The sequence below is a fragment of the Enterobacter sp. IF2SW-B1 genome (genome assembly GCF_001743375.1).
In the GTDB taxonomy this organism is placed as follows: Bacteria; Pseudomonadota; Gammaproteobacteria; order Enterobacterales; family Enterobacteriaceae; genus Enterobacter; species Enterobacter bugandensis.
The window spans coordinates 548,165-564,720 of sequence record NZ_MJAA01000002.1; the positions used below are offsets into that span (position 1 = coordinate 548,165).

Annotated in this window: 17 protein-coding genes; 6 read left to right on the plus strand and 11 right to left on the minus strand. The window is 60.3% G+C overall.

Annotated features, from left to right (window positions below; all coding sequences use genetic code 11):
* Positions 1-39 precede the first annotated feature (39 nt).
* Entirely contained in the window at positions 40-270 is a 231-nt protein-coding gene (locus tag A6013_RS06980) for a SymE family type I addiction module toxin (RefSeq protein ID WP_069732768.1), read from the minus strand.
* Positions 271-445: 175 nt separating this feature from the next.
* Here A6013_RS06980 and A6013_RS06985 point away from each other — a divergent pair, with 175 nt between their 5' ends.
* Positions 446-790: a nitrous oxide-stimulated promoter family protein gene (locus A6013_RS06985; protein WP_047364429.1), complete on the plus strand. Its 345-nt coding sequence runs from the start codon at positions 446-448 to the stop codon at positions 788-790.
* Positions 791-795: 5 nt separating this feature from the next.
* Here A6013_RS06985 and A6013_RS06990 read toward each other — a convergent pair whose 3' ends face one another.
* The 10 genes from A6013_RS06990 to hypA form a co-directional block, all read right to left on the minus strand.
* Complete coding sequence (locus A6013_RS06990; RefSeq protein WP_045261244.1) at positions 796-2,016, minus strand: MFS transporter; 1,221 nt, start codon at positions 2,014-2,016, stop codon at positions 796-798.
* Between the two features lie 16 nt (positions 2,017-2,032).
* Complete coding sequence (locus A6013_RS06995; RefSeq protein ID WP_041908454.1) at positions 2,033-2,794, minus strand: ABC transporter ATP-binding protein; 762 nt, start codon at positions 2,792-2,794, stop codon at positions 2,033-2,035.
* Positions 2,794-3,831, minus strand: a complete 1,038-nt coding sequence (locus tag A6013_RS07000; protein ID WP_069732815.1) for an iron ABC transporter permease — start codon at positions 3,829-3,831, stop codon at positions 2,794-2,796. Before A6013_RS07000 ends, A6013_RS06995 begins: the two co-directional genes overlap by 1 nt.
* Positions 3,831-4,829, minus strand: coding sequence for an ABC transporter substrate-binding protein (locus A6013_RS07005; RefSeq protein WP_069732769.1), 999 nt, complete (start codon positions 4,827-4,829; stop codon positions 3,831-3,833). The genes A6013_RS07000 and A6013_RS07005 overlap by 1 nt, the downstream gene beginning before the upstream one ends.
* 151 nt (positions 4,830-4,980) lie before the next feature.
* Positions 4,981-7,053, minus strand: a complete 2,073-nt coding sequence (flhA, locus tag A6013_RS07010; RefSeq protein ID WP_069732770.1) for a formate hydrogenlyase transcriptional activator FlhA — start codon at positions 7,051-7,053, stop codon at positions 4,981-4,983.
* A 63-nt stretch (positions 7,054-7,116) separates the two neighbouring features.
* A complete protein-coding gene (gene hypE / locus A6013_RS07015) occupies positions 7,117-8,127 on the minus strand; it encodes a hydrogenase expression/formation protein HypE (protein ID WP_069732771.1) in 1,011 nt (336 codons plus the stop codon).
* On the minus strand, positions 8,124-9,245 hold the full coding sequence (hypD, locus tag A6013_RS07020; RefSeq protein ID WP_069732772.1) for a hydrogenase formation protein HypD: 1,122 nt from the start codon (positions 9,243-9,245) through the stop codon (positions 8,124-8,126). Before hypD ends, hypE begins: the two co-directional genes overlap by 4 nt.
* Positions 9,246-9,248: 3 nt before the next feature.
* Complete coding sequence (locus A6013_RS07025; RefSeq protein ID WP_063943864.1) at positions 9,249-9,521, minus strand: HypC/HybG/HupF family hydrogenase formation chaperone; 273 nt, start codon at positions 9,519-9,521, stop codon at positions 9,249-9,251.
* The gene (hypB, locus tag A6013_RS07030; protein ID WP_069732773.1) at positions 9,512-10,375 is read right to left on the minus strand and encodes a hydrogenase nickel incorporation protein HypB; all 864 of its coding nucleotides are present in this window, start codon (positions 10,373-10,375) and stop codon (positions 9,512-9,514) included. The genes A6013_RS07025 and hypB overlap by 10 nt, the downstream gene beginning before the upstream one ends.
* 3 nt (positions 10,376-10,378) lie before the next feature.
* Positions 10,379-10,729 carry a hydrogenase maturation nickel metallochaperone HypA gene (gene hypA / locus A6013_RS07035; protein WP_028014217.1) on the minus strand — a complete coding sequence of 117 codons (351 nt, stop codon included), beginning with the start codon at positions 10,727-10,729 and terminating at the stop codon, positions 10,379-10,381.
* 211 nt (positions 10,730-10,940) lie between these two features.
* On the opposite strand from hypA, the gene hycA reads away from it, so the two are divergent.
* From hycA to hycE, 5 genes are all read left to right on the plus strand, one after another.
* A complete protein-coding gene (hycA, locus tag A6013_RS07040; protein ID WP_041908468.1) occupies positions 10,941-11,405 on the plus strand; it encodes a formate hydrogenlyase regulator HycA in 465 nt (154 codons plus the stop codon).
* Between the two features lie 73 nt (positions 11,406-11,478).
* Entirely contained in the window at positions 11,479-12,087 is a 609-nt protein-coding gene (locus A6013_RS07045; protein WP_028014215.1) for a 4Fe-4S dicluster domain-containing protein, read from the plus strand.
* Positions 12,084-13,898 (plus strand): formate hydrogenlyase subunit 3, encoded by a 1,815-nt coding sequence (gene hycC / locus A6013_RS07050; protein WP_069732774.1) that lies wholly within the window; start codon positions 12,084-12,086, stop codon positions 13,896-13,898. Before A6013_RS07045 ends, hycC begins: the two co-directional genes overlap by 4 nt.
* A gap of 1 nt (position 13,899) precedes the next feature.
* Positions 13,900-14,823: a respiratory chain complex I subunit 1 family protein gene (locus A6013_RS07055; RefSeq protein ID WP_041908474.1), complete on the plus strand. Its 924-nt coding sequence runs from the start codon at positions 13,900-13,902 to the stop codon at positions 14,821-14,823.
* A gap of 15 nt (positions 14,824-14,838) precedes the next feature.
* Positions 14,839-16,548 carry a formate hydrogenlyase subunit HycE gene (gene hycE / locus A6013_RS07060; protein WP_069732775.1) on the plus strand — a complete coding sequence of 570 codons (1,710 nt, stop codon included), beginning with the start codon at positions 14,839-14,841 and terminating at the stop codon, positions 16,546-16,548.
* The last annotated feature ends 8 nt before the right edge of the window (positions 16,549-16,556 follow it).

Below are 16,556 nucleotides of genomic sequence, written 5' to 3' on the forward strand. Positions count from 1 at the left end.
GCATGAAAAAAAGGTACGGCGCAGAAAAATGTGGCGGCTTTACGAGGCGCCTTCAGACATTAACTCAATGACGATTTTTCCATGCTCAACGCCCACCCTGACCTGGGCGTTGGTGGTAAAGCCCGCCTTTTCAAGCCAGTCTCCTTTTAAGCTCAGCGCCGCATGCACGCTGTATCGCTTTGGTATCTTCGTTTTTCGATCCTCGTGACGTTTTCTGAAATATCCCACTTTTAAATGGCGGTAGGGTTTGCCGATCGCGATCTCTTTCATAGGGTCTCCAGACTATACGGACAACGGTCATTCCTGATGCCTGTATAAAATACCAGTGATTTCCAGGAGGTGCAGGGTTAATAGTGGAATCAGGCTTCAGAAAACGGAATGCAACACCTGAAATCCACAGTTTTAAAGTGTATTATTGATGCATCTTATTATTTGGTAAGTCGCAATGACCGGTAAACGCATATCACGTGAAAAAGAGACCATCGCGAAAATGATCGCGTTGTACGCAAAGCAGTGTCCACAGGCTTCTCAGGAAGCGGGGCATTATCAGGCGCTCAACGCGTATGCTGATAAGCGCCTGGATAAGTGCGTTTTTGGTGAAGAAAAGCCCGCCTGTAAACAATGCCCGGTGCACTGCTACCAGCCTGCCAGACGTGAAGAGATGAAGCAGATTATGCGCTGGGCAGGCCCGCGTATGTTATGGCGTCACCCCATTCTGACCGTCCGCCATCTGATGGATGACCGTCGTCCGGTGCCAGAACTGCCGGAGAAGTATCGCCCGAAAAAGTGAACCGATCAGCTTCGTAGCGGGCGGCAAATCACGTTCAGGGCCAGCGCGCTGCAGAGTGGAAAGAGCGCCAGCAGCAGCCACGGGTAAATCGCCTGCGTTGAAGGCACCAGCGCGCGATCCAGCAGGCTGCCAAATAACAAGTTTCCAGCCAGTACCGCAATGCCTCCGGCGGTGGAGAGTGCGCCATAGTGCGCGCCCAGCGTGGATTCATCGGCGAACCGCGGAATGAGATCTTTTGCCGACGGCACCAGCAGCATCTGCCCCAGCGTCAGCAGCGTGACAAACGAGACCGAGGGCAGAAGCCGCAGCCAGCCTTCAGGCGGTTCTGTTGCCGCAAACATTGCCACGCTCGCAAAGGCGGCGGAAAGCAGCAAAAAGCCCACCGGAAGAATGTTCACCGCGCCCACGCGTCGGGCGAAACGCGCCAGCGGCAGCTGTAAGGTAATGATCAGAACGGAGGCCAGCATAAAAAGCGGGCCGAGATCTTTCTCGTTACCGCCGGAGCGCTGGATCTCCACCGGCAGCGCCAGATAGAGCTGGTTATAGCTTAACAGCCAGGAGCTGTAGGCAATGATAAAGGCGACAAAGCGCGGCTGGCGGAACGTCGTCCACCAGGGCACTATTTTTATCTTCTGTGAACGTTGCCCGGCAGCAGGCAGACAGAAGTAAAGCACCACTAGCGCAATGATAAAGACGCCTGCCCCCGCCAGCGCCACCTGGCGGAAGCCAAGCCCCGTTAGCAGAGCGCCAGCAACCGGGCCCAGTACCGCGCCGAGCTCTCCGCATACGGCAAAGAGCGCAAACCACTCCGCCCGGCTTCGTTTCCCTTTCGCCTCGCTGTGGGTACCCGCTTTCGCCAGCAGAGCCTCAATTGAGGGAGAAAATAACGCGCCGCCGACGCCCGTCAGACACGCGCCCAGAATAATCGGCCACAGCGATCCCCCGAAGGCCAGCAGCAGATAGCCTGAAACACGAACTATACAGCCGCTGAGGATGATGACCTTCGCGCCAAACCGGTCCGAGAGCGCACCGCCAACGATAAACATCCCCTGCTGCGAGAACGTGCGCAGGCCCAGGATCAGCCCGATGAGCCCGCCGGAGAGCAGCATGTCGTCACGCAGAAATACCGCCAGGAAGGGAACGACGGCGTAAAAACCAATGTTAAAAACAAACTGGCTACCCAGTAAAACGGGCGGCCAGAGCGTGGTGGCGGGGCGAAGGGACATTGTCGATCACTCGTCCCTAAACGATAAAGTGAATGTGCTTTTTGCCATGAAACGGCGAGATCTCAATTTTGGTTTTGACCCGGAAGACATCCCAGAGCAACGACTCGGATAAGATGTCCTGCGGCGTTCCGGTCGCCACAATTTGCCCTTTCTGCATCACAATCAGCGAGTCGCAGAACATTGAAGCGTGGTTGAGATCGTGGATGGCGACGATACTGGTAACGGGTAATTGGCTGATCAACTGCATCAGCTGCATCTGATGATGGATATCCAGGTGGTTGGTCGGTTCATCCAGCAGGATTTCGGTTGGCGTTTGCGCCAGCGCGCGGGCAATATGCACCCGCTGACGCTCGCCGCCGGACAGGCTCAGCCAGCCCTGCTCGCTGCGGTCCAGCATATCGACACGCTGCAGAGCCGCGGTGACGGTGTCGTCATCCTGCGCGCTCCAGTTAGAAAAAGGGGAGTGGTGCGGAATACGTCCAAGTTTGACCACGTCGCGCACGCGCATATTGGCGTCGGTCATCCCGTGCTGCTCAACGAACGCCACCCGGCGGGCAAGCTGCTTTTTGGCGATGCGGGAAATGTCCTGCCCGTCCAGGGTCACGCTGCCCGAATCCGGGCGACGCAGGCCTGCCAGGATACGCAAAAGGGACGATTTGCCGCAGCCGTTAGGACCAAGCAAACCCACCGTTTCGCCGCGTGAAACCTTCAGCGAGACACCATTGACGATAACTTTTTTGCCTACCTTCCAGGTAATATTTTCAGCGCAGATACTCATCACTTATTCCTTGAGCGGTAGATAATCACGGCAAAGAAAGGTACGCCCACCAGCGCGGTGACCACGCCGACGGGCAGGCTCTGCGGGGCAATCAGCATCCGCGAGGCGATATCGGCCAGCACCATCAGGATCGCCCCCGCCAGCGCGCTGGCAATCAGCAGCGTGCGGTGCAGCGGCCCGAACAGGAAGCGCATGACGTGCGGCACCACCAGCCCTACAAAGCCGATTGAGCCCGCCATGCTGACGATGGTCGCGGTGATCAGGGCCGTGGTGGTAAACAGGGCAAGACGCACCCAGGGCACGGCAATGCCTAAGGAGGCAGCCGCGTCATCACCAAAGGTAAAGGCGTCCAGCGCCCGGGAATAGTAGAGGCAGACGGCAAGGCCCGCCAGCACGACAACCAGCGCCAGCTGGAATTCCGGCCAACGCACGCCGCTAAAGCTGCCCAGCAGCCAGAACATCACGTCGCGCGCCTGCTGCGCGCTGGCGGAGGTGCTGATGGTGTAGGCGGTAATGGCGTTGAAAAGCTGAGATGCAGCAACGCCTGCCAGAATGGTGCGTTCATTGCCGCCGCGCGCGCCGTTCGTCAGAAAGGCGACAAACGCAAAGGCGGCGAACGCCCCGGCAAACGCGCCCGCAGAGAGCGACACCGCGCCGGTGCCGATGCCCAGGACGACGACCGACACCGCCCCGGTTGAGGCACCCGCCGACACGCCGAGCACGTAGGGTTCCGCCAGCGCGTTCTTCAGCAGGCTTTGCAGCACGGCACCGCAGATGGCTAAACCGGCCCCGCAGCAGGCCGCCACCAGCGCGCGACTCAGACGAAAGTCCCAGATCACGCTCTCATAGATGCGGTTGAGCGGAACGTCGGTCAGCCCCAGCTTATTACCAATAGCGTTAAAGACGTTGGACAGCGGAATCGACAGCTCGCCGACGCTGACGCCAAGAGCAATCACTAAAAACAGCAGGACAACGGCAAGCAGAGCGGAAGTGGTCAGGATCAGGCCCTGGCGGGCCTGAAGTACGGCTGCCGTCATCATTTCAGCCCCAGTTTTCTGAGCTGTTCACCCACCTGTTCAGCACCGTAAATCGTCCGAATCGTTGGGTTCATCGCCTGACCGTCCATCACCACGATATGGCCTTTTTTGACGGCATCAAGCTGGCTCACGGCAGGATCGCTTTTCAGGAATTTGATTTTCTCATCCGCGTTATCCAGCGCCCAGCGGTTGCGGTCCAGACTGGAGACGACAATCACATCAGGGTTCGCGGCAATAATACTTTCCCAGCCGACGGTCGGCCATTCGGTCTCAGCAGTAATGGCGTTATGGCCACCCAGCACGTTAGCAATAAAACCGGAGGCGCTGTTTTTCCCGCCGACATAGGCATCTGCCGAAGGCGAGGCGCTTGAGAACCAGAAAACAAACGAGAGATCTTTTTTGTTTTTACCAAATTCCTGACGCAGGTCGGCCTCACGTTTTTTGAAATCAGCGATAACGGCCTGGCCGCGCGCTTCAACGTTGAAAATCTTCGCGAAATCTTCAATCTCTTTATAAAGGTACGTCATATCCCACAGCGTCTGGCGGCTGCCGTACATATCGCCTGCCGCTTTTTTGGTGGCGCACATGCCTGGAGATAAATAGCTGTTCACGCCGACGGTAGCCAGATCTTCACGTTTTGCGACCTTACTTTCCGGCCCAAGCAGCAGGGGCAGCTGTGCAGGAACAAAATCGGGGTTTTGCGCAAGGATGGATTCAAGAGTCGGAATTTCGACGGTCAGGGTTTTGATTTTTGCGTTCTGTTCAGCCAGCTGCGGCAGCACTTTGGTCGGCCAGAAGGCACTGGCTTTGACCTTATCTTCCAGCCCCAGCAGGAGCAAAATTTCCACGGTGTTCTGACCGAGGGCCACGACGCGTTCCGGCGCTTTAGTGAACGTCTCTTTATAGCCACAGTTTTCAATCGTCAGAGGATATGTGGTTGCCAGAGCAGAACTGACCGACGCAATCGCCAGGCCTAACGCGCAGATGACCTTCTTCATGAAACGCTACCCTTCATTAATATTATTTTTGATGCAAATGAAACGCATTATTAAGGCGGAATTTTATACAGAGGAAAATATATTGTGTCAATGAGGGACAATTGCGCAGGGTGACGAAAAGCGGCGCCATAAGCGGCGCCGGAATGACGGGTTAAAGCAGGCTCTCTTTATCGATTCCCAGACGCTTCATGCGAGAGAGTAGGGTAGTGCGTTTCAGCCCCAGCCGCTGAGCTGCGCCCTTCGGTCCGGCTACCACGCCGTTGGTCTCTTTCAGTACGCGCATAATGAGCTGATATTCATCTTCGCCTTCCTGCGCGACTTCTGCCGACAGCGTGGGGGCTTCCTGAAGGGAGACTTCAGGCAAAGAGAGCTGAAGGACGTTCCCGCGCGTCAGCAGTACCGCGCGTTCAATGACGTTTTCCAGCTCGCGCACGTTGCCGGGCCACTCCATCGCCGAAAGAGTACGTAGCGTTTCGGCAGGAATACTATCGATATTCCTCCCCATCCGGCGGGCTATCTTCGCGGTAAAGGCCTTCACCAGCAGCGGAATATCTTCCGGGCGCTCGCGCAGTGGCGGCAGGCAGATCGGAAAGACGTTCAGGCGATAGTAGAGATCGCTGCGAAACTCGCGGTCGGCGACCATTTTTTTCAGGTCGCGGTTGGTGGCGGCAATCAGCCGCACGTCGGTCTGGATAAGCTTGTTGCTGCCGAGGCGCTCAAACTCCTGCTCCTGCAAAACGCGCAGCAGCTTGGGCTGCAGCTCCAGCGGCATATCGCCCACTTCGTCGAGGAACAGCGAACTTTTATCCGCCAGTTCGAAACGGCCCAGCCGCTGGCTGCTGGCCCCGGTAAACGCGCCGCGCTCGTGGCCGAAGAGGTCACTTTCCAGCAGACCCGCGGGCATCGCCGCGCAGTTCATTTTCACCATCCGCCGGCTGTTGCGGTTGCTCAGGTTATGAATGGCGCGGGCTATCAGTTCTTTACCGGTGCCGGTTTCACCGAGGATCAGCACCGTGCTGTCGCTCTGGGCCACCATTTCCACCTGCTTGAGGACGCTGTACATGGCATCGCTGCGCCCGATGATTTCACCAAACTCGCTGTCCACGTTGTTGAGCTGTTCGGTCAGGGCCAGGTTTTCGTCCACCAGCCGCTCTTTCAGGCGGTGGATCTCCTGATAGGCGAGGGCGTTATCCAGCGCGATGGAAATACGCTCGGCGATCTGGCGCAGCAGCTTCAGGTTGGCGGTGGTAAACACGGCTTCATCGCACTGCGCCAGTTTGAGCACCCCAAGCATGGTGCTGCCGGACATCAGCGGCAGCAGGCACAGGGTCTGAATTTTGTTGCCCCAGGTGTTAAACAGCATCCGCTCGTACGGCGCCACCGGGTCCTGCTCGCTGAGATTCAGCAGCAGGATCTCTTTGCTTTTAAATACCCGCTCAGAAAGGGTGCCCGCTTCGTCCACCTCGCTCTGCTCGTGCGCTGGGTTGGCCTCATCAAGATAGTGGGTGGAGTAGATGTTCAGCTTGCCTTTGCGGTTCCCGCGTAGCGCGATGCTGATGGCGTCGATCCTGAAATAGTGGTGGATCTCCTTGGCGACTTCGCTGACCAGCTCGTCCATGTCGAGTCTTGAGAGTACGGCGTTGGTGATGGCGACCAGAATGCGGAAGTTATCGCGCTCGCGGCTCAGCAGGTCGTAATCCACGTTATTGGTGACGCGGCTTTGGATCTGCTCCGCGACGACGGCCACAATCTGGGCAAAGGTGTGCAGCCGCTCGTACTCCGCCTCGCTCCAGGGCTGGTCGGTAGTGCGGATAAACTCGCAGCCGCCAAAAATATGGCCCTCCGCCGCCAGCGGCAGCATGCCGTAATGACCGAAAGGCTGATAGAGATTGCTCTCTGCCAGCCGCGGCCATGCCATCCGAAACTCTTCAAAATTGCAGTGCAGCACTTCAGGCCGGGAGAGAATGCGGCGCACCGGGCCGTGCGCGAGGTACGTTTCGTCTTCGTATTCAAACGTTTTGCCATTCTCGCGCGTGGAATAGTAGCTCGCGCGGTGCGTTCCGCTATGCCAGAGCACAATCGCCGCGCTGTCCGCCAGCGCTGATTGCCTGACCAGCCGCGTCAGGGCATCGCTCAGCGCGCCGAGATCGGGCTGTTGTAAAAGTGTGCGCGTGATGTCAAACAGGCCCTGCTGTCCAAGATCGCTCATCGGTGTATACGGCATTATTGCTTTCCAATAGAAACTGGCAAAAAAGAGACTTCACTGCTGACCGCTTATGGCGCGGTTCTAGCAAATTCGGGGTAACGGCTCAGCGTGCGGTAGATCCAGCGTGCGCTTCACGCCATAAAGTCCGGTCAGGCGCACCCCTTTGCGCTCAACCACGTCGCCAATGATGGCCGCGTCTTTCCCTAAAGGATGCGCTCTCAGCTGTTCAAGTACGGCTTCCGCCGCCGAACGTTCCACGCCGATCGCCAGCTTGCCCTCGTTGGCAAAGTTTAGCGGGTCAAGCCCTAAAAGCTCACACAGCCCCCGGACGGCAGGCTTAACGGGCAGGGCGCGCTCGCTCAGTTCAATCCCGCACCCGCTGCTTGCGGCGAACTCGTGGACAACGGCATTCACCCCGCCCCGGGTGGCGTCGCGCAGGGCTTTGACGCCCGGTATGTCGCGCAGCGTCTGGATAAGCGGGGTGAGCACCGTGCAGTCGCTGCGAAGCTCGCCGTCCAGCCCCAGGCCTTCGCGCAGGTTCAGGATGGTTGCCCCGTGGCAGCCCAGCGTTCCGCTGACAATCAGCACGTCGCCCACCGAAAGCTGCTGCGCGCCCCAGTGAACGTCGGCGGGGATCGCCCCCATTCCGGCGGTGTTGATGAAGAGCTTATCCGCCGCGCCGCGCTGGACCACTTTGGTATCCCCGGTGACGATAGCGATCCCCGCCTCGCGGGCGGTGTGCGCCATGCTGTTGACCACTGCCGCAAGTGTCTCCATCGGTAATCCTTCTTCGAGGATAAATCCGCAGGAGAGGTAGCGCGGAATGGCGCCGCTGACGGCCACGTCGTTGGCCGTACCGCAGACGGCGAGCTTGCCAATATCGCCGCCCGGGAAGCATAGCGGGTCAATCACGTAGCTGTCGGTGGAGAACGCCAGCCGGTCGCCGTGTGCGGTGAGGGTTGAGAGCGCGATGCGCGCCTGATCCTCCTGCTCGGCGAGCCAGGGGTTATTAAAGGCCTCCATGAACAGCCGGTTAATCAGCTGCTGCATCGCCTGTCCACCGCTTCCGTGCGCCATTTCCACCGTGTTCATGCTTCACACTCCTGGTTGCGATACTGATACCACGCGGCGCATGCCCCTTCAGAGGAGACCATCAGCGCGCCAAACGCGGTTTGCGGGTTACAGGTGTTGCCAAATAGCGGGCAGTGATGAGGTTTGCATTTGCCGGTAAGCACCTCGCCGCAGCGGGCCCGGGGATCGTCGCACACCTGCTGCGGCTGCGGGCGGAAGTGCGCTTCGGCATCAAATTCGCGATAGGCAGGCGTCAGACGCACGCCGGATTCCGCAATCAGCCCCAGCCCGCGCCACTCGCTGTCGCCCTCAACGCTAAACACGTCGGCTATCGCCTGCTGCGCCCGTTCATTTCCCGCATCGGGCACCACGCGGCGGTACTGGTTTTCAACCGCGCTCAGGGACGCTATTTTCTGCTCAACCAGCATGGTTACGCCTTGCAGTAGATCAAGCGGTTCGAAACCAGCCACCACTAACGGACGATTGTACTGATCAGCGATAAAACCGTAGGCGTCTGTGCCAATCACCATGCTGACGTGGCCCGGCGCCAGAAACGCGTCGATGCCGTTGTCTGGCTCTTCGAGCAGGCTGCGCAGCGTGGGAATGAGCGTAATATGCTGGCAGAAAAAGAAAAAGTTAGTGACGTTGCGCGCTTTCGCCTGCTGCAGCGTGATGGCCGTAGCGGGCATGGTGGTTTCAAAACCCAGCCCGAAAAAGACGACCTTGCGCTCAGGGTTAGCCTCTGCCAGCGTCAGGGCATCCATCGGTGAGTAAACGATCCGCACGTCCGCGCCGCGCGCCTTCGCCTGCAGCAGCGAGCCGTTTTTCCCCGGCACGCGCATCGCGTCGCCAAAGGTGCAGAAAATGACGTCGGGCTGGCCGGCAATTTCGATGCAGCTGTCGATACGTCCCATCGGCAGCACGCAGACCGGGCAGCCGGGGCCGTGGATAAACTCGATGTTCGCCGGCAGCAGCTGGTCGAGGCCAAACTTGAAGATGGCGTGCGTGTGCCCGCCGCACACCTCCATGATCCGCAGCGGCCTTTCGTTCGTGTAGTCCAGCAGCGCCGCGCGCGTTTTCAGATGTCCGAGAAGCTGCATCACCTGTTCTGGTGCGCGGTATTCATCAACGTAACGCATAGGCTAGCGCTCCTCGCCGTACAGGAGCGCGCCCACGTCCGGCTCCACGTCAAACATGTTTTGCAGCGCGTCCAGCGTGTCGCGGGCTTCCGCTTCGTTAATCACGCTCATCGCAAACCCCACGTGGACCAGCACCCACTGGCCGAGGCGCGACGCGCCCGCCTCATCGGTGCTGCCCACCAGCGTCAGGTCGACGTCGCGCAGGATGCCGCAAACCTCCACTTTGGCCTGATTGCCGTCGAGGGAATGGATTTGTCCCGGTACGCCTATGCACATCGTTCGCTCTCCAGCCAGTCCAGCCAGGCGTCCATGCCGTCGCCGCGCGTGGCGGAAACCAGCAGGATGTGAATGTCCGGGTTCACCTCGCGGGCACAGGCAAGGCACTTATCCACGTCGAAGTTCAGGTACGGCAGCAGATCGACTTTGTTCAGCAGCATGAGGGAGGCGGCGGCGAACATGTGCGGGTACTTCAGCGGCTTGTCCTCCCCTTCGGTCACGGAGAGCACCGCCACTTTATGCCGTTCGCCGAGGTCGAAGCTTGCCGGGCATACCAGGTTGCCGACGTTTTCGATAAACAGGATGCCGTTATCCGCCAGCGGCAGGCGAGGGGCGGCGTCGGCAATCATCTGCGCATCCAGGTGGCAGCCCTTGCCGGTGTTAACCTGAATGGCGGGCGTACCGGTTTCGCGGATGCGCGCCGCGTCGTTAACGGTTTGCTGATCGCCTTCGATAACCGCGCAGGAGACGCGTTCGTTCAGGCGCTTGAGCGTTTCGGTCAGCAGCGTGGTTTTGCCGGAGCCGGGGCTGGAGACCAGGTTCAGCACCAGCAGTTGACGCGCGGCAAAGCGGGCGCGGTTGCGGGCGGCGATCTGGTTATTTTTGTCCAGCACGTCGATCTCCACCTCCAGCATCTGGCGCTGGCTTATGCCCGGCGCGTGGGTGCCCGCTTCGCCGTGGCCGTAATGCAGATCGCCCGCGTCGGAACGCTGCGGCGCAAAGGTGATGCCGGTCAGGGCCGCCGCAGGACGCGGGGCAGGGGAAAAGGGCGCGGAGCGAAACGCGGAGTGGGGACGGTGTTCATCCCCTTCTATATACAGGTTGCCTTCGGCGCAACCGCAGGTGCTACACATACATTACTCCTTCTCGATTTCGAGGCGTTGGATCTGCATACCGTCATCCGCCACGATGCGAAGACCCGTGCTCTGACACTGCGGGCAGCGCTGAACCTTTGATGAGAGCAGGGTGACGTACTGCTGGCACTGCTCGCACCAGCACTCCGCCTGCTGCTCGTCGATATGCAGCGCGCAGCCTTCCGCCAGCGTGCCGCGGCACACCAGTTCAAAACAAAAGTTCAGGGCGCTGGTCTCGACGCAGGAAAACGCCCCGACCTTCAGCCAGACGCCGGTGACGCGCTTCGCGTGGTTTTGCACTGCCTGCTGTTCGATAAGTTCCAGAGCCCGCTGGCAGAGGGTGATTTCGTGCATGACGCCTCCTCAATGATTTGCGCCAGTAAATGCAATAACGGTGCCAGCTTGATTTGCGTTACGGCGTGACGATGTCAGCGCTGTCGAAATGACACGTCGACACGGCGGCGTTGACAGTGTCTTTTTTGAAAAAAATAATTAAAATCAACAAATTAAAAACTGGCACGGAATCTGCTTAACAGCCGCTATCTCCATTAACCGGATACCTTCTATGACTATTTGGGAAATTAGCGAAAAAGCGGATTACATCGCGCAGCGCCACCAGCAGCTTCAGGATCAGTGGCACCTCTACTGTAACTCTCTGGTTCAGGGGATCACCCTGTCAAAAGCCCGACTGCATCATGCAATGAGCTGTGCGGCGCAGGGGGATATGCGCTTTGTCCTGTTCGGTCATTTCACGGTCTTTGTGACCCTGGCAGACAGCTTTAACAGCCACACCATCGAGTACTACGTTGAGAATAAAGAGGGTGAAAAACAACGTATTGCGCAGGCGCAGCTGATGGCCGATGGCATGGTCGACGGCTACGTCAGCAACCGCGATCGCCAGCAGGTGCTTGAGCACTATCTGGAGAAAATCGCGCCGGTTTACAACGGTCTCTACGCCGCGGTTGAGCACGACTTGCCGGTCGACCTCAAACAGCTCGTCGTGGGAAAGGCCCCCGCAAATCTTGCCTGATAACCGAATGTCGAAAAGTGTCGATGAGACAGTTTTTCGTCGTCAAAAATGACCATCACCAGAGGATTGCCCGGTGAACCGTTTTGTAATTGCTGACTCGACGGTCTGTATTGGCTGTCGGACCTGTGAGGCGGCGTGTTCGGAAACGCACCGCCTGCACGGGCTGCAGTCCATGCCGCGCCTGCGCGTCATGCGTAATGAGAAAGAGTCTGCCCCGCAGCTCTGCCACCACTGTGAAGATGCCCCTTGCGCGGGCGTCTGTCCCGTCAATGCCATCACCCGCGTCGATGGCGCGGTCCAGCTGAACGAAAGCCTGTGCGTGAGCTGCAAGCTGTGCGGCATCGCCTGCCCGTTCGGTGCCATTGAATTCTCCGGCAGCCGCCCGCTGCATATCCCGGCGAACGCCAATACCCCGAAAGCGCCGCCTGCGCCACCGGCTCCGGCACGCGTGAGCACGCTGCTGGACTGGGTGCCCGGCATCCGCGCTATTGCGGTGAAGTGCGACCTGTGCAGCTTTGACGAACAGGGCCCGGCCTGCGTGCGGACCTGCCCGACCAAAGCGCTGATCCTGGTTAACATCCGCGATATCGCCCGCACCAGCAGGCGCAAGCGCGAGCTGACCATTAATACCGACGTCGGCGATCTTTCGCTTCTGCAGGCGCTTAACGAGGGGGCGAAATGAACGCGATATTTATGATTAACAGCGCCGTAGCGTACTTTGCCGCTGCCGCCGCGCTGGCGCTGGTGTTCTCTTTCCATAAAACCCTGAGCGGCTGGATAGCCGGTATCGGCGGGGCGGTCGGCAGCCTGATGACGCTGGCGGCGGGCGGTGTTGTCCTGCTCGGCGGACAATCCGTGGAAACACTCATGCCGCTGATTCGCCACACCGTGGCGATTACGCCGCTGAACGCCATCTGGCTGGTGACCTTTGGCCTGTGCGGGCTGTTTATCAGTCTGTTCAACATCGACTGGCACCGCCATCAGCAGACCAAAGCCAACGGCCTGCTGGTCAATCTGCTGATGGCCGCCGCGGTCTGCACGGTTATCGCCAGCAATCTTGGCGCGTTGGTGGTGATGGCGGAGATCATGGCGCTGTGTGGCGTGTTCCTGACCGGCTGCAGCGCCTCCGGTAAGCTGTGGTTTGCACTCGGACGCCTCGGCACGCTGCTGCTGGCGCTGGCCTGCTGGCTGGTGTGGCAGCGTTTCGGCACCCTGGATTTTGCCGCGCTTAACGGCCAGCCGCTGGGGAACGACGTCTGGCTGCTGGGCACAGTCGGCTTTGGCCTGCTGGCCGGGATTATCCCGCTGCACGGTTGGGTCCCGCAGGCGCACGCGAATGCCTCTGCGCCCGCCGCCGCGCTGTTTTCGACGGTGGTAATGAAGGTCGGTCTGTTCGGCATTTTGACGATTACCCTGACGGGCGGTCAGCCGCCGCTGTGGTGGGGGGTAGCGCTGCTGATTGCGGGAATGATCACCGCCTTTGTCGGCGGGCTGTACGCCCTGATGGAGCACAACATCCAGCGTCTGCTGGCGTACCACACCCTGGAAAACATCGGGATTATCCTGCTCGGCATGGGCGCGGGCGTCACCGGGCTGGCGCTCAACCAGCCGGCGCTGATTGCTGCCGGGTTTGTCGGCGGTCTGTATCACCTCGTCAACCATAGCCTGTTTAAAACCACTCTGTTCCTCGGCGCGGGCAGCGTCTGGTTCCGCACCGGCCATCGCGATATCGAAAAGCTCGGTGGGATTGGCAAAAAGATGCCGATGATTTCACTCGCCATGCTGGTGGGGCTGATGGCGATGGCCGCGCTGCCGCCGCTGAACGGCTTTGCCGGGGAGTGGGTAATCTATCAGTCCTTCTTCGCGCTCGGCCAGAGCGACGCGTTTATCGCGCGGCTGCTCGGCCCGCTGCTGGCGGTGGGCCTGGCGATTACCGGGGCGCTGGCGGTGATGTGCATGGCGAAAGTCTACGGCGTCACCTTCCTCGGCGCGCCGCGCACCCGTGAAGCGGAGAATGCCTGCTGCGCCCCGGTACTGATGGCCACCAGCGTGGTCGCGCTGGCGCTGTGCTGCATTGCGGGCGGAATTGCCGCGCCGTGGCTGCTGCCGCTGCTGGGCCACGCCGTTCCGCTGCCGCTGGCGACGGCGCATACCGTTGTCTCCCAGCCGATGATGGCGCTGCTGCTGATCGCCGGGCCGCTCCTGCCGTTCGTGCTGATGCTGTTCTTCAGACGCGACCGTCTCGCCTCCCGCTCGCGCGGCGCGGCGTGGGCCTGCGGCTACCAACACGAGCCGTCGATGGTCATTACCGCCCACGGTTTTGCCATGCCGGTGAAGGAGAACTTCGCCGCCGTGCTGAAGCTGCGCCAGTGGCTTAACCCGCAGGGCTGGGTGCCGGGCTGGCAGAGTGCTGCCGTGCCCGTGCTGTTCCGCCGACTGGCGCTGATCGAGCTGGCGGTGCTGGTGGTGATTGTGATTTCACGAGGAGCCTGACATGAGTCTGTTACTGGCAATTCTTCAGGCGCTGGTGCTGTTCGCCGCCGCGCCGCTGCTGTCGGGCATCACGCGCGTGGCGCGCGCCCGAATGCACAACCGTCGCGGGCCTGGCGTGCTCCAGGAGTACCGCGATCTCTTCAAGCTGCTCTCTCGCCAGAGCGTCGCGCCGGATGCCGCGGGCTGGGTGTTCCGCCTGACGCCGTTCGTGATGGTCGGCGTGATGCTCACCATCGCCACCGCGCTGCCGGTGGTCACGGTAGGCTCGCCGCTGCCGGTGCTCGGCGATCTGATCACGCTCATCTACCTCTTCGCTATCGCGCGCTTCTTCTTTGCGATTGCGGGCCTGGACACCGGCAGCCCGTTTACCGGCATCGGCGCCAGCCGCGAGGCGATGCTCGGGGTACTGGTTGAGCCAATCCTGCTGCTGGGGCTGTGGGTGGCCGCGCAGGTTGCAGGTTCGACCCACATCAGCTTTATCACCGACACCGTTTACCACTGGCCGGTGGCCCGCTCCATCCCGCTCGTGCTGGCACTCTGCGCCTGCGCGTTCGCCACGTTTATTGAGATGGGCAAGCTGCCGTTCGATCTCGCGGAAGCGGAGCAGGAGCTGCAGGAAGGGCCGCTCACCGAGTACAGCGGCTACGGCTTCGCGGTGCTGAAGTGGGGCATCAGCCTTAAGCAATTGGTGGTGTTGCAGATGTTTGTTGGCGTTTTCTTCCCGTGGGGGCAGATGACGCACTTCTCTGCAGGCGGCCTGCTGCTGGCCGTGGTGGTTGCCGCCCTCAAGCTGCTGGTCGGCGTGCTGGTCATCGCCCTGTTTGAAAACAGCATGGCGCGCCTGCGTTTTGCGGCAACCTCGCGCATCACCTGGGCCGGTTTTGGTTTTGCATTTTTAGCGTTCGTCTCCTTGCTGGTGGCGTGATTAAAGAGAGTGTTTATGTCTGAAGAAAAGAAAGGTCAGCAGTATCTCGCCGCGTTGCATCAGGCTTTCCCCGGCGTGGTGCTGGAGGAGTCCTGGCAAACCAAAGATCAGATCACCATTACCGTGAAGGTGAACTACCTGCCGGAAGTGGTGGAGTTTCTCTATTACCAGCAGGGCGGCTGGCTGTCGGTGCTGTTCGGTAACGATGAGCGTCAGCTGTGCGGTAACTACGCGGTGTACTACGTGATGTCGATGGAGCAGGGCGAGAAGTGCTGGCTCACCGTGCGCGTCGAAGTCGACCCGAATAAGCCGGAATACCCGTCCGTGACGCCGCGCGTTCCTGCCGCCGTCTGGGGTGAGCGCGAGGTGCGCGACATGTACGGCCTGGTGCCGGTCGGCCTGCCGGACGAGCGTCGTCTGGTGCTGCCGGACGACTGGCCGGATGAACTCTATCCGCTGCGTAAGGACAGCATGGATTACCGCCAGCGTCCGGCCCCGACCACCGACAGCGAAACCTACGAGTTCATCAACGAGTTGGGCAGCAAGAAGAACAACGTGGTGCCGATCGGCCCGCTGCACGTCACCTCCGACGAACCGGGCCACTTCCGCCTGTTCGTCGACGGCGAAAATATCATCGACGCCGACTACCGCCTGTTCTACGTTCACCGCGGCATGGAGAAGCTGGCGGAAACCCGCATGGGCTACAACGAGGTCACGTTCCTCTCTGACCGCGTGTGCGGCATCTGCGGCTTCGCCCACAGCACCGCCTACACCACCTCGGTGGAGAACGGCATGGGGATCGTGGTGCCGGAGCGCGCGCAGATGATCCGCGCCATTCTGCTGGAGGTGGAGCGCCTGCACTCGCACCTGCTGAACCTCGGCCTTGCCTGCCACTTCGTCGGCTTTGACTCCGGGTTTATGCAGTTTTTCCGCGTGCGCGAAGCGTCGATGAAGATGGCGGAGATCCTCACCGGGGCGCGTAAAACCTACGGCCTGAACCTGATCGGCGGGATCCGCCGCGACCTGCTGAAAGACGACATGATCAAGACCCGCCAGCTGGCGCAGCAGATGCGTCGCGACGTGCAGGAGCTGGTGGACATGCTGCTCAGCACGCCAAACATCGAGCAGCGCACCGTCGGGATTGGTCGCCTCGATCCGGAAATTGCCCGCGACTTCAGCAATGTCGGGCCGATGGTGCGCGCCAGCGGCCACGCCCGCGACACCCGCGCCGATCACCCGTTCGTCGGCTACGGCCTGCTGCCGATGACCGTGCACAGCGAACAGGGCTGCGACGTTATTTCTCGCCTCAAGGTGCGTATCAACGAGGTCTACACCGCCCTGAACATGATTGACTTCGGCCTGGACAACCTGCCGGGCGGTCCGCTGATGGTGGAGGGCTTCACCTACATTCCAAACCGCTTTGCCCTCGGCTTTGCCGAAGCGCCGCGAGGGGATGATATCCACTGGAGCATGACCGGCGACAATCAGAAGCTCTACCGCTGGCGCTGTCGCGCGGCGACCTACGCCAACTGGCCTACCCTGCGCTATATGCTGCGCGGTAACACGGTCTCTGACGCGCCGCTGATCATCGGCAGCCTCGATCCATGCTACTCCTGCACCGACCGCATGACGGTGGTGGACGTGCGCAAGAAGAAAAGCCAGGTAGTGCCGTACAAAGAGCTTGAGCGCTACGGCATCGAGCGCAAGAACTCGCCGCTGAAATAAGGACACGC